The organism is Streptomyces sp. NPDC005070 (assembly GCF_053600395.1).
Genome location: NZ_JBSFZS010000061.1, coordinates 1 through 13780 on the forward strand (window position 1 = coordinate 1; position 13780 = coordinate 13780).

The window sequence follows — 13780 nt, forward strand, 5'->3', positions numbered from 1 at the left end:
GTGCCGGTACATCGATGCCCGTCGCCACCGACGCTCACATCTCCGTCCAACGGCGACGGGCTGATGCACCGGCACGGCCCCGACCCACCCACCGGCCCGGAACCGGAGAAGCCGCGCGGTACCTTCAAGCCGCGACCCGGCGCAGCATTCGCGGTCGCGTCAGGCGAGAGGGAGAGTGAACCCGTGAGTAAGTTCGTGCGGCCGGCTGCCGAGGGTGCGGACCCGTTCGGCACGGCCCGCCTGCGCCGCGGAGTACTGGACGCCTGGGCGGCCAGCCCGGCCAGGTTCCGCGAGGACGCCAACGCCGAGGAGGACCTCGTCCTCGGCGGGTACCGCGACCGCCTCGTCGTGGAACTTGCCCAGAACGCCGCCGACGCCTCGGCCCGTGCCGGCACCCCCGGCCGCCTGCGCCTCACGCTCCGCGACGGCGTCCTGGTCGCGGCCAACACCGGCGCCCCCCTCGACGCGGTCGGCGTCGAGTCCCTCGCCACCCTCAGGGCCTCCGCGAAGCGGGACGCCCACGACACGACGGCCGTGGGCCGCTTCGGCGTCGGCTTCGCCGCGGTCCTCGCCGTCACCGACGAGCCCGCCGTCGTGGGCCGGCACGGCGGCGTCCGCTGGGCGCTCGCCGAGGCCCGCGACCTCGCCGCCGGCACCGCCGCGGACAACCCCGGCCTCGGCGACGAGATCCGCCGGCGGGACGGTCACGTACCGCTGCTGAGGCTGCCGTTCGCGGCCGAGGGCACCGCGCCGGACCCGTACGACACCGCCGTGATCCTCCCGCTGCGCGACACCGCCGCGGAGGACCTCGCCGAGCGCCTCCTGCGGAACATCGACGACGCCCTCCTGCTGGCCCTCCCCGGCCTGGAGGAAGTGGTCGTGGAGATCGGCGACGCCGAGGTCCGCACCCTGCGCCGGACCGCCGCCGAACATGGTGCCGTCATCGACGACACCCGCGACGGCACCACCCGCTACCGCACGTCCGCGGCGCACGGCCCCCTCGACACCGCCCTGCTCGCCGACCGCCCGGTCGAGGAGCGCCTGCGTCCGCACTGGTCCGTGACCTGGGCCGTCCCCGTGGACACCGAGGGAGCCCCGGGCCGCCCGAGGACCAGCCCCGTCGTGCACGCGCCGACGCCGAGCGACGAAGCCCTCGGCGTGCCCGCGCTCCTCATCGCCTCCTTCCCGCTCGACACCACCCGGCGCCACGCCGCCCCCGGCCCGCTGACGGACTTCCTGGTCGAGCGCGCGGCGGACGCGTACGCCGAACTCCTCGCCGCCTGGCGGCCGGTGGACACCGGGATCATCGACCTGGTGCCCGGCCCGCTCGGCAAGGGCGGGCTCGACGGAGCGCTGCGCCAGGCGATCCTGGACCGGCTGCCGCGCACCGCGTTCCTGCCGCCCGCCGCCCCGCCGGCCCGGCTGCCGGCCGTCGACACCCCCGAGGACTGGCCCGGGAGCAGTCCCGCGGAGGCCCCCGCCGTCCTGCGGCCGCGCGACGCCGAGGTGGTGGAGGGCGCGGGCGCCGAGACTGTCCGGGTGCTCGCCGAGGTGCTGACCGGCCTGCTGCCCGCCGGGCTCGAACGGCGGGTGGAGCTGCGCACGCTGGGCGTCGCGCGGGTCCCGCTCATCGAGGCCGTGGACCGGCTGGCCGGCCTGGAGAAGGACCCGGAGTGGTGGCACCGCCTGTACGACAGCCTCGCCGGGGTCGACCCGGACCGGCTGTCGGGCCTGCCGGTGCCGCTGGCCGACGGCCGTACGACGATCGGCCCCCGCCAGATCCTGCTGCCCACCCCCGAGGGGTCCCTGGTGGCCCCCGGGACGCTCGCCAGGCTCGGCCTCAAGGTCGCGCACCCCGACGCGGCCCACCCCCTCCTGGAGAAGCTGGGCGCGCTGCCGGCCTCGCCCCGCGCGGTGCTCACGACGCCGCAGGTGCGGGCCGCGGTGGCCGCCTCGCTCGACGACGAGGGCGGCGCGTGGGACGAGGACACCCTGGACGCGGAGGAGCTCGCGGACACCGTCCTCGCGCTGGTCCGTGACGCCGCGCTCGAACCCGGCGACGAGCCCTGGCTGGGCGCGCTCGCCCTGCCGGACGACGAGGGTGAACTCGTGCCCGCCGGTGAACTCGTGCTGCCCGGCAGCCCGTTCGCGCGGATCATGCGCGAGGACGAACTCGCCTCCGTCGACGCCGAGCTCGCCGACCGCTGGGGCGAGCAGCCCCTCGCGGCCTGCGGCGTGCTCGCCGGGTTCGCCCTGGTCCGCGCCACCGACCTCGTGCTCGACCCGGACGAACTGGAGCCGCGCGAGGGGGACTTCGCCGAGCCCGACGACGCGGGTCTGCTGGACGCGGTGGACGTGTGGTGCGAGGACGTCCTGGACCGGCTGCCCGACTCGCCGGTGCCGCCCGTCGCGACCGAGATCGTGGCCGTACGGGATCTGGACCTGGTGGACGACGACCGGTGGCCGCAGGCCTTGGCGCTTCTCGCCCAGCCGCCGCTGCGGGACGCGATCATCCAGCAGGTGCGCGTCCTGCTCCCGGACGGCACGCACGAGATCGTCCGGCCGTACACGGCGTGGTGGCTGCGCGGACATCCGGTGCTCGACGGGCGCCGGCCGGCCGGTCTGCTGGCCGCCGGCGGCGATCCGCTGCTGCGCGGCCTGTACGACGAGGCCGACGCGACCGGCTTCGACGACGAGCAGGTCCTGCGGGCGCTCGGTGTCCGTACCTCCGTGGCCGCCCTGCTCGACGAGCCGGGCGGCGCGGCCGAACTGCTGGACCGGCTCTCGGAACCCGACCGTCCGGTCTCTGGAGCCCAACTGCACGGCCTGTACAGCGCGTTGGCCGATCTCGACCCCGAGCGGGTGACGCTGCCGGACGAGCTGCGGGCGGTCGTGAACGGCGAGGTGCGGGTCGTGGACGCGGCCGACGCGGTGGTCGTGGACTCCCCGGATCTGCTGGCTTTCACCGACGGGATGCCGCTGCTGCCGGTGCCTCCGGCGCGGGCCGCCGAGCTCGCCGAGCTGTTCCAGGTGCGCCGGCTCAGCGAGTCCGTCACCGGCGAGGTGACCTCCGAGGGCACCGAGCACGACGTACCGGAGTCCGTACGGGTCCTGCTGGGCCCCGCGACCCCCGCCTCGTACGTGGAGCACGAGGAGCTCGTGGTCGACGGCACCGAAATCGACTGGCGCCGCACCCGGGACGGGGTCCTGCACGCCTCCACCTTGGAGGGTGTCGCCGCCGGACTCGCCTGGGCGGCGGGCCAGTGGCCGCGCCGCTTCGAGGTCGCCGCGCTGCTGGAGGACCCGTCCCGCACGGAGGAGCTGGCCCGGGACCGCTGGTTCGACTGACCGGTCCCCCGGCATTGCGCACGGCGGGTTTCGCCCGGTCCCGGAATTCCGGGACCGGGCCTTTCTCCGTGCTTCACCATCGCCAGGTCATGTGCACCTAAAAACTGCGATTCCCTCACCCCGCCCGTACAACCAGTCCCACCCCTCACTAATCTCACTCCTTGAGTCAACAGACTCACCGATCACTTGGGTCCCGTGCAGACGACGAGCCGTGAGGAACGACCACCGCCGGGACCCCTCTCCACCTGGGGAATCCCATGCGTATACGAGCCACCGTGGCCGCCGTGACCGGCGCCCTGGCCCTTTCCGCTTTCGCCGTGCCGGCCGCGCAGGCCGCAGGCAACCCGCTGGCCGACGTGACCGTCTCCAACGTCGTGATCAACAGTGGCAAGAACATCGTGGTCGGCGCTTCCGCGCAGGTCACGGTCAGCGCGACCTACACCGTGACGCACCCCGCGAGCCTCAGCGCGAGCTCCTTCATGAGCGGTCCGCTGCTCTACCGCGGTACCTCGATCACCGCGCCGAGCGAAGCGCTCATCGGCGGCGACGACCCCGGTACCTGCACCGCCTCCTCCTCCACCGTGCTCAAGTGCACGGCCAAGATCCAGTTCCGTCCGGCCGCCACCGGCGACTACGACGACCTGGCCAACTCCCAGGCCGGGAGCTGGAAGGTCGGTGCGGTCGCCCTTGACGACAGCGGGCACACCAAGTGGCAGAACGACCTCGGCGCGACGAAGGTCCAGCGTCTGTCGAAGCTGACGGCCAACGCCGCGCCGGAGCCGGTCAAGAAGGGCAAGACCATCACGGTCACCGGCGCCCTGACCCGCGCGAACTGGGACAACCACAAGTACCAGGGCTACACGGGCCAGTCGGTGAAGCTGCAGTTCCGCAAGGCGGGCAGCAGCACCTACACCACGGTCAAGACGGTCACCACGGACAGCTCCGGCAACCTGAAGGCGACCACGACGGCCACCGCCGACGGGTACTTCCGCTACAGCTTCGCGGGCACCACGACCACCCCGGCCGTCAGCGCCACGGGTGACTACATCGACGTGCAGTAACACCGGAACACCCGGCAGTACCTGAACACCCGATGCCACCAGGAATCCCCGGCCCCAGGGCCGGGGATTTCCGTTTGTCCCGATCCCCGTTTGTCCCGATCCCCGTACGGACCGCACAAAGATTTTGTTTCTCGTGCAACCATTCGAGCACCCCAGCGATCTTTCCCAACGAGTCATCAGACTCCGCCATCACTTGGGCCCCTGTGACCACGAGCCGTGAGGAACGACCACGACCGGGCCCTGTCTCCACTGGGGGATCGCATGCGCATACGTGCCACCGTGGCCGCCGTCTCCGGCGCCCTGGCTCTCTCCGCCCTCGTCGCGCCCGGCGCCCACGCCGCCGGCTCCGCCGACCACCACGCGGACATCGCCAAGGTGCGGGAAGCCGCCCGCGCCGCCTCGGGCAAGGCCGCGTACACCGGATCCACGGGCGACACCACGGGCACGCCCTACGCCCTTGACCTCTCCTTCTCCAACGTGAAGGTCAACAACGGCAAGCCGATCGTGGCCGGCATCTCCAAGCAGGTCACCGTCCCGGTCACCTTCGGCATCAAGCACGGCGCCGACGTCGACATCACCGCCGACGACTTCTTCCTGGACGTCGAGCTCTACCGCGGCTCCTACGACGCACCGGTCGGCATCCTGGTCGGCGACGACTTCCCGTCCTGCTCCGTCACCTCGGCGACCACCGCCACCTGCAAGAGCACCATCGACATCTACCCGGGCGACGAACTGGTCAACGCCGACGCCACCACGTGGAAGGCCCTCGGCCTCGCCGTCGCCTTCAACGGCGAGGACCCGAGCGACGACAACGCCGATCTGAGCAAGGTCGGCTACATCGACCAGGACGGGCTCACCACCAGCAAGCTCCAGCGCTACTCCAAGCTGACGGTCAACGCCTCGCCCGAGCCGGTGAAGAAGGGCAGGACCGTCACGGTCACCGGCAAGCTCACCCGCGCCAACTGGGAACTCCACGACTACTACGGCTACACGGGCCAGTCGGTGAAGCTGCAGTTCCGCAAGAAGAACAGCAGCACGTACACCACCGTCAAGACCATCAAGACGGACAGCCACGGCAACCTGAAGACGACCACGACGGCCACCGTCGACGGCTACTTCCGCTACAGCTTCGCGGGCACCGCGACCACCCCGGCCGTCAACGCCGCGGGCGACTACGTCGACGTGCGGTAGCCCACGAGCCGGGCTCGGCCCTGAGCCGGCCAAGGATCCCCCGCCCTCGGGCCGGGGATCCTTGGCCGTCCATAAGAGACGTACAAAGATTTCATCTCCCGTACAACCATCCGCGCGCCCGAGTGATCTTCTCTTCCGAGTCAACAGACTCCACCATCACGTGGGCCCCGTGTGAAGACGAGCCGTAAGGAACGACCACCTTCGGGGCCCCTTCTCCACTTGGGGATTGCATGCGCATACGTGCCACTGTGGCCGCCGTCTCCGGCGCCCTGGCTCTCTCCGCCTTCGTCGTGCCGGGCGCCCACGCCGCCGACTCCTCCGCGTACCGCACCGACGTCGCCAAGGTGCGGGAGGCCGCCCACGCCGCCTCCGGCAAGGCCGCGTACACCGGTTCGACCGGCGCTGTCGACGGCGTTCCGTACGACCTTGACGCCAGCTTCTCCAACATCAAGGTCAACGGCGGCAAGGCCATCACCGTCGGCATCAGCAACCACGTGACTGTCCCGGTCACGTACACCCTGAACCACGGGGCTGACGTCGACATCACCGCCGACGACTTCCTGAACGGCCCCTACCTCTACAAGGGCTCGTTCGACACGCCGGACAACATGCTCTTCGGCAACAACCCGGGGACCTGCACCGCCACCTCGGCGACGGCCGCCTCCTGCAAGGCGGTCATCGACATCTACCCGGCCGAGGGAGAGCTGCTCAACTCGGACGCGGGCGCCTGGAAGGCCGCCGGCCTGGCCATCGCGTACAACGGCGAGGACCCCAGCAGCGAGGACATGGACCTGAGCAAGGTCGGAGTCGCGGACCAGGGCGGTTTCACCTCCCCCAACGTGCAGCGCTACTCCAAGCTGACCGTCAACGCCGCGCCGGAGCCCGTGAAGAAGGGCAAGACCGTCACGGTCACCGGCAAGCTCTCCCGCGCCAACTGGGAGGACAACCTCTACCACGGCTACACCGGCCAGTCGGTGCAGCTCCAGTTCCGCAAGAAGAGCAGCAGCACCTACACCACGCTCAAGACGGTCAAGTCGGACAGCTCCGGCAACCTGAAGACGACCACGACGGCCACCGTCGACGGTTACTACCGCTACAGCTTCGCAGGCACCTCGACCACCCCGGCCGTCAACGCCGCGGGTGACTACGTCGACGTGCGGTAGTCGATGACGTAGCCCTACGCGGGAACGCGGCGGTCGACCCATCTCCACAGGAACTCCAGGACGGCCGCCGCTGTCACCGAGATCAGCACCGCGATCCACGGCATCATCGTGCCGACCAGCTTCAGCGCGAAGAAGTGCTGGAGCCCCGGCACCACGAGCACGAGCAGGAACGCCCCGCCCATCGAGGCGACGAGGCAGATCCGCCACCAGGTGTAGGGCCGGGCGATGATCGCGAGCACCCACATCGAGACCAGGAACAGCGTCAGCGTCGCGGCGCTCGTCTCCGCCTCCAGCGAACCCTCTCCCGTGTAGTAGTGGCGCGCGATCAGGTACATCGTGAAGGTCGCCGCTCCCGCGACCACGCCGCCCGGGATCGAGTACCGCATCACCCGCCGTACGAAGTGCGGCTGGGCGCGCTCCTTGTTGGGGGCGAGGGCGAGGAAGAAGGCCGGGACGCCGATCGTGAGGGTGGACAGCAGGGTCAGATGACGCGGCAGGAAGGGGTACTCCACCTGCCAGCACACCACCAGCACGGCCAGCAGCACCGAGTAGACCGTCTTGACCAGGAACAGCGTCGCGACCCGGGTGATGTTCCCGATGACCCGGCGGCCCTCCCCGACCACCGAGGGCAGGGTCGAGAAGCTGTTGTTCAGCAGCACGATCTGGGCCACCGCGCGGGTCGCCTCGGACCCCGAGCCCATGCTCACCCCGATGTCGGCGTCCTTCAGGGCCAGGACGTCGTTCACGCCGTCGCCTGTCATCGCCACCGTGTGCCCGCCGGCCTGCAGGGCGCCGACCATGTCCCGCTTCTGCGCCGGGGTGACCCGCCCGAAGACCGTGCCCTTCTCCAGGGACTTGGCCATCTCCTCGCGCTCGTCCGGCAGCCGGCGCGCGTCCACGACCTCGCCGGTGAGTCCCAGCTTTCCGGCGACCGCTCCCACCGACACCGCGTTGTCGCCGGAGATGACCTTGGCCTTGACGTCCTGCTCGGCGAAATAGCGCAGGGTGTCGGCCGCGTCAGGACGCAGCCGCTGCTCCAGCACGATCAGTGCGGCGGGCCGGGCGGCCTCCGCGACAGCGGGGTCGTCGAGGTCCTTGGTGGTCCGCGCGAGCAGCAGCACCCGCAGGCCCGCCTCGTTGAGCCGCTCGGTCTCGGCGAGAGCCGCGTCCCCGGCCTCCAGCAGGACGTCGGGGGCGCCGAGCAGCCAGGCACTCGACTCGCCGTTGCCCTCGCTGAAGCCGGCGCCGCTGTACTTGCGGGCGGAGGAAAAGGGCAGGGACTGGGTGCAGCGCCACTCCTCGCTGTCCGGGTAGGCGGCGATGATCGCCTGGAGGGAGGCGTTCGGCCGCGGATCCGAGTCGCCGAGTGCGCCGAGGACCTTGCGCAGATACGGCTCGTCGGTGCCTCCGAGCGGCCGTAGCTCGGTGACATCCATGCCGCCCTCGGTGAGGGTGCCCGTCTTGTCGAGGCAGACGGTGTCGATGCGGGCGAGGCCCTCGATGGCGGGAAGTTCCTGGACGAGGCACTGTTTTCGGCCGAGGCGGATGACGCCGATCGCGAAGGCGACGGAGGTGAGCAGCACCAGGCCCTCCGGGACCATCGGCACGATCCCGCCGACGGTCCGCGCGACGGAGTCCTTGAAGCCGTGCTGCTTGACGACGAGCTGGCTGATGATCAGGCCGATGGCGGTCGGGATCATCATCCACGTCACGTACTTGAGGATCGTGGAGATACCGCTGCGCAGCTCGGAGTGGACGAGCGTGAACCGCGAGGCCTCCTCCGCGAGCTGCGCCGCGTACGCCTCCCGGCCCACCTTCGTCGCCGTGAAGGCGCCGCTGCCGGCGACGACGAAGCTGCCGGACATCACCGGGTCGCCGGCGTGCTTGACCACGGGATCGGCCTCGCCGGTGAGCAGCGACTCGTCGATCTCCAGCCCGTCGGCCTCCGCGCAGGTGCCGTCGACGGCGACCTTGTCGCCCGGCCCGATCTCGATGAGGTCCCCGAGCACGATCTGCGACGAGCGCACCTCGGCGGCGACGCCGTCCCTGCGGACGGTGGGTTTCACCTCGCCGATCACCGCGAGCGAGTCCAGCGTCTTCTTGGCGCGCCACTCCTGGATGATGCCGATCCCGGTGTTGGCGATGATCACGTAGCCGAACAGGCTGTCCTGGAACGGCGCCACGAACAGCATGACCAGCCAGAGCACGCCGATGATCGCGTTGAAGCGGGTGAACACGTTCGCCCGGACGATCTCGCCCACGGAGCGGCTGCTGCGTACCGGGACGTCGTTCACCTCGCCGCGCGCGACCCGCTCGGCCACCTCGGCGGCCGACAACCCCTCGGCCCGCCGGGAAGCGGGTATGGGTACGGGGTGAACGGGATCCAGTCCGGCGCCCGCGTCGGTGTGGGTCATGCCTTCGACGGTACGTGCGGATATGCGGCTTCACCCGCCGAGTGAGCCAAAGTTCCGACCTGGGGAGGACCGGGAGCGGCGGGTCGTGCTGCCGTGGGTGGAGAAAGTCCCCTACTCCGTCACGGGGGCGGCGGGGGAGCCGCCCGCCTGAGCGCGCTTGATCGCGGCGTCACGCTTGCGGACGTACCAGATGCCGATCAGCCCGAGGCCCGCGCCGGCCAGGCAGGTCCACAGCCACCACAGGTGTCCGTGGTCGTCGAACCAGCCGTAGAACGGGAGCTGCACCAGGAAGAGGACGAACCAGAGGATCGTGCCGCCTGTGATGGTGGCGACGACGGGGCCCTCCAGGGGCTCCGGCGCCTCGTGCTTGGGGGTCCACTTCGCCATGTGCACAGCTTACGAGGGCCGGCGACCGGTTGTGTTCGCACCCCGTCTCCCTTGTGCCACACGGGTCTACGCGCGGAGATAGCGATTTCTGACTCATATGTTCATACTGAAACGGTCCGAGTCTGGCCAGTTGTATTCGTAGAAAACACCAACAGCGACCTGGGGGAACCTGCTGGTGTACGACCACTGACCAGGCTCGATCACGTCCCGTCCCCCTGCACGTTTGAGGACCCGCATGTCCACCTCGGCCGCCACCAAGGCCCCCGCCCCGCAGGAGCCGGAGTCCCGGCCCGCGCAGAGCGCTCTCGACCGCTTCTTCAAGATCTCCGAGCGGGGCTCCAGCCTTCCGCGCGAGATCCGCGGCGGTTTCGCCACCTTCTTCGCGATGGCCTACATCATCGTGCTGAACCCGATCATTCTGGGCAGCGCGAAGGACATGTACGGGCACCACCTCGACAACGGTCAGCTCGTGACCGCGACCGCGCTGACCGCGGCCTTCACCACGCTCCTCATGGGCGTCATCGGCAACGTGCCGATCGCGCTGGCCGCCGGCCTCGGCGTGAACACGGTCGTCGCCCTCCAGCTCGCGCCCCGGATGTCCTGGCCGGACGCCATGGGCATGGTGGTCCTCGCGGGCTTCATCGTGATGCTCCTGGTCGCCACCGGTCTGCGCGAGCGCGTCATGAACGCGGTGCCGCTCGGCCTGCGCAAGGGCATCGCGATCGGCATCGGCCTGTTCATCATGCTGATCGGCCTGGTCGACTCCGGCTTCGTCACCCGCATCCCGGACATCGCCCAGACGACCGTCCCGCTCCAGCTCGGCACCGACGGCCACCTGCACGGCTGGCCCGTCCTGATCTTCATCCTCGGCACGCTGCTCACCCTCGCGCTGATCGTGCGCAAGGTGCCCGGCGCCATCCTCATCTCGATCGTCACCATGACGGTCGCCGCGGTGATCATCAACTCCGTGACCACCATCCCGTCCTGGGGTCTGACCACCCCGAAGTGGCCCGGCAACCCGGTCGCCAGCCCGGACTTCGGCCTGATCGGCCAGTTCAGCCTGTTCGGCGGCTTCGGCAAGGTCGGCGTGCTGACCGGCATCCTCTTCGTCTTCACCGTGCTGCTGTCGTGCTTCTTCGACGCGATGGGCACGATCATGGGCATCAGCGACGAGGCCAAGCTGACGGACGCGCAGGGCAACATGCCCGGCATCAACAAGGTCCTCTTCGTCGACGGCATCGCCGTCGCCGCGGGCGGCGCCTCCTCCTCCTCGGCCACCACGTGCTTCGTGGAGTCCACGGCCGGCGTCGGCGAGGGTGCCCGCACGGGCTTCGCGAACGTGGTCACCGGCGCGCTGTTCGCCGTCGCCCTCTTCCTGACCCCGGTCGCCACGATGGTCCCGTCCCAGGCGGCCACCCCCGCGCTGATCGCGGTCGGCTTCCTGATCATGTCCCACTCGGTCAAGGAGATCGACTGGGCGGACTACACGATCGCCATCCCGGCCTTCGTGACGATGATGATGATGCCGTTCACCTACTCGATCACGAACGGCATCGGGATGGGCTTCATCACCTTCGTCGTGCTGCGCCTGGCGGCGGGCCGGGGTCGGGACATCCCGGCCGCCATGTACGTCGTGTCGGCGGTGTTCACCTTCTACTACCTCATGCCGGCCCTCGGCCTGACCTGAGCGGCATCGGCGGCCCAGGCCGCGCGGGGTCTCACGTGACCCCGTAGAACTTCTCCGTCTCCTCGACGGCGGTCTGGAACCGCTCGTCGAAGTCGTCGCGAATGAGCGTCCGGACCACATAGTCCTGGACGCTCATTCCGCGTTTCGCGGCATGGTCGCGGAGCCGGTCGAGCAGCTCCCCGTCGATACGCAGGCTGAGCACGCTGGTCCCCATGAAGTCGAGGGTCGCCGCTTCCCGACCGGATACGGGTCACTTTCCGGAGCGATCTCACTCATATGAGTGATCCCCGCGGCGGATGGCGCGTTTCACAGGTGCCCAGTTGTTCTTTAGCGAGGGTAATGAGTTAAGCTAAAGAACATGCCTGACCTCACCCATGGCGACGACGAGGCCGCCGTGAACGCCTTGCGCTCCGCAGTGATGCGGTTGTCGCGTCGACTCAAGCATCAGCGGGTCGACGAGTCGCTGAGCCCCACCGAGATGTCGGTGCTCGGCACCCTCGCCCGTTGCGGCAGCGCCACGCCGGGCGAGCTCGCCCGCAAGGAACATGTGCAGCCGCCGTCGATGACCCGCATCGTCGCGCTGCTCGAAGCCAAGGGGCTGGTCAGGCTGGAGCCGCACCCCGAGGACCGGCGCCAGAAGGTGGTGACGCAGACCGACAAGGCCGAGGCGATGCTCGAGGAGAGCCGCCGTCGGCGGAACGCGTTCCTGGCCGGACTGGTCGAGGCCCTCGACGAGGACGAATGGGCCAAGCTCCGCGAAGCCGCTCCCGTCCTGGAGAAGCTCGCGCACATCTGACCGACGGCGGCCCTCTTTCGCTCCCCGATCCAGAACCGAGATCACTGATCCCGGTCCGGATCACTGGTCACGAATCGGATCGCTGATCTCGGCCCGGATCGCTGATCTCGGCCCGGATCACTGGTCACTGGCCGGGTCACCGGTCACGACTCGGATCACCGGTCTCGATCTGGATCGCCGATCTCGGTTCGGATCACTGATCTCGGAGCAACGGAGGGTCCGTCCTTCCCCGCAAGCGCCGACGCCCCCCACGACGCCGACGTCCTCGATCGCACTGGAGGCGAGCCCTTTTGAGTACGGGACCCGGAGCACACTCCGCCCCCGCACCAGCCACCCACGACTCCCCGGCCACCCGCGACTCCCCCCGCTCCTCCTCGATGTTCAGCTCGCTGAAGATCCGGAACTACCGCCTGTTCTTCCTGGGCCAGGTCGTCTCCAACACCGGCACCTGGATGCAGCGCATCGCCCAGGACTGGCTGGTGCTCAGCCTCACCGGCTCCTCCGCCGCGGTCGGTATCACCACCGCGCTCCAGTTCCTGCCGATGCTGCTCTTCGGCCTGTACGGCGGTGTTCTCGTCGACCGCCTCCCCAAGCGGCCCACACTCCTGGTGACGCAGACGGCGATGGCCCTCACCGGCCTCGCGCTCGCCTTCCTCACCCTCTCCGGACACGTCCAGGTCTGGCACGTCTATCTCGCCGCGTTCGCCGTCGGTATGGCCACCGTCGTCGACAACCCGGCACGCCAGTCCTTCGTCTCCGAGATGGTCGGCCCCGGCCGGCTCCAGAACGCGGTCAGCCTGAACTCGGCCAACTTCCAGTCCGCCCGGCTGGTCGGACCCGCCGTCGCGGGCCTGCTGATCACCGGCGTGGGCACCGGCTGGGCCTTCCTGCTCAACGGCCTGTCGTTCGTGGCCCCGCTGGCGAGTCTGCTGCTGATGCGGTCCCGCGACCTGCACGTCGTCGAGCGGGCGCCGCGCGCCAAGGGCCAGCTCCGCGAAGGCCTCCGCTATGTCGCAGGGCGCCCCGAACTGATCTGGCCGATCGTCCTCGTCGGCTTCATCGGCACCTTCGGCTTCAACTTCCCCGTCTGGCTGTCGGCGTACGCGGACGACATCTTCGACTCGGGTGCCGGGGCCTACAGCCTCTTCAACACGCTCATCGCACTGGGTTCGCTGGGCGGAGCGCTGCTCGCGGCGCGGCGCGGCACGGCCCGGCTGCGCGTGCTGATCGCGGCCGCGGTGGCCTTCGGCGCGCTGGAGGTGGTGGCCGCCATGGCTCCCACGCTCTGGCTGTTCTCGCTCCTGATGGTCCCGATCGGCATCTTCGGGCTGACGGTGAACGTCACCGCGAACACCTCCGTCCAGATGGCCACCGACCCGGCCATGCGCGGCCGGGTCATGGCGCTGTTCATGATGGTCTTCGTGGGCGGCTCACCGCTCGGCGCGCCGCTGATCGGCTGGGTCACCGACGTCTACGGCCCCCGTGTGAGCTTCGCGCTCGGCGGACTGGTCGCGATGGCCTCGGCGACGGCGATCGGTCTGGTCCTGGCCCGCCTCGGCGGGCTGCGGGTCTCCCTCGGATGGCATCACGGCCGCCCCCGGATCCGCTTCGTCCCGCGTGTGCGGAGCGAGGAGCAGCTCGCCACGGCGGTGTGACCCGACCGATGTGCGACCCCACCGCCGGGTGACCAGGCGGCTCGGAGGCGGCAGGCCCGCGCGAAGCGGCCGGCCGCC

At 70.1% G+C, this 13780-nt stretch carries 10 protein-coding genes; 7 read left to right on the plus strand and 3 right to left on the minus strand.

The window, feature by feature from the left end; translation table 11 throughout:
• Window positions 1-183 precede the first annotated feature (183 nt).
• The 4 genes from ACWEBX_RS21385 (at window position 184) to ACWEBX_RS21400 (ending at window position 6763) form a co-directional block, all read left to right on the plus strand.
• A complete protein-coding gene (locus ACWEBX_RS21385; protein ID WP_451886416.1) occupies window positions 184-3348 on the plus strand; it encodes a sacsin N-terminal ATP-binding-like domain-containing protein in 3165 nt (1054 codons plus the stop codon).
• 257 nt (window positions 3349-3605) lie between these two features.
• Window positions 3606-4409: a hypothetical protein gene (locus ACWEBX_RS21390; RefSeq protein WP_451886417.1), complete on the plus strand. Its 804-nt coding sequence runs from the start codon at window positions 3606-3608 to the stop codon at window positions 4407-4409.
• Window positions 4410-4670: 261 nt separating this feature from the next.
• Complete coding sequence (locus ACWEBX_RS21395) at window positions 4671-5600, plus strand: hypothetical protein (protein WP_451886418.1); 930 nt, start codon at window positions 4671-4673, stop codon at window positions 5598-5600.
• Between the two features lie 230 nt (window positions 5601-5830).
• Window positions 5831-6763, plus strand: a complete 933-nt coding sequence (locus ACWEBX_RS21400) for a hypothetical protein (protein WP_451886419.1) — start codon at window positions 5831-5833, stop codon at window positions 6761-6763.
• Window positions 6764-6777: 14 nt separating this feature from the next.
• Here the strand turns inward: ACWEBX_RS21400 and ACWEBX_RS21405 are convergent, their stop codons facing one another.
• Together ACWEBX_RS21405 and ACWEBX_RS21410 are read right to left on the minus strand one after the other, a co-directional pair.
• Window positions 6778-9177, minus strand: coding sequence for a cation-translocating P-type ATPase (locus ACWEBX_RS21405; RefSeq protein WP_451886420.1), 2400 nt, complete (start codon window positions 9175-9177; stop codon window positions 6778-6780).
• Between the two features lie 111 nt (window positions 9178-9288).
• Window positions 9289-9564 (minus strand): DUF2530 domain-containing protein, encoded by a 276-nt coding sequence (locus ACWEBX_RS21410; protein ID WP_451886421.1) that lies wholly within the window; start codon window positions 9562-9564, stop codon window positions 9289-9291.
• Between the two features lie 235 nt (window positions 9565-9799).
• Between ACWEBX_RS21410 and ACWEBX_RS21415 the strand changes: the two genes are divergently transcribed.
• Complete coding sequence (locus tag ACWEBX_RS21415; protein WP_451886422.1) at window positions 9800-11251, plus strand: NCS2 family permease; 1452 nt, start codon at window positions 9800-9802, stop codon at window positions 11249-11251.
• Between the two features lie 31 nt (window positions 11252-11282).
• Here the strand turns inward: ACWEBX_RS21415 and ACWEBX_RS21420 are convergent, their stop codons facing one another.
• Window positions 11283-11465 (minus strand): hypothetical protein, encoded by a 183-nt coding sequence (locus tag ACWEBX_RS21420; protein WP_037624226.1) that lies wholly within the window; start codon window positions 11463-11465, stop codon window positions 11283-11285.
• 144 nt (window positions 11466-11609) lie between these two features.
• Between ACWEBX_RS21420 and ACWEBX_RS21425 the strand changes: the two genes are divergently transcribed.
• Both ACWEBX_RS21425 and ACWEBX_RS21430 read left to right on the plus strand, forming a co-directional pair.
• Window positions 11610-12047 (plus strand): MarR family winged helix-turn-helix transcriptional regulator, encoded by a 438-nt coding sequence (locus ACWEBX_RS21425; protein WP_103551027.1) that lies wholly within the window; start codon window positions 11610-11612, stop codon window positions 12045-12047.
• A 290-nt stretch (window positions 12048-12337) separates the two neighbouring features.
• Complete coding sequence (locus tag ACWEBX_RS21430; RefSeq protein WP_451886423.1) at window positions 12338-13702, plus strand: MFS transporter; 1365 nt, start codon at window positions 12338-12340, stop codon at window positions 13700-13702.
• Window positions 13703-13780: the final 78 nt, after the last annotated feature.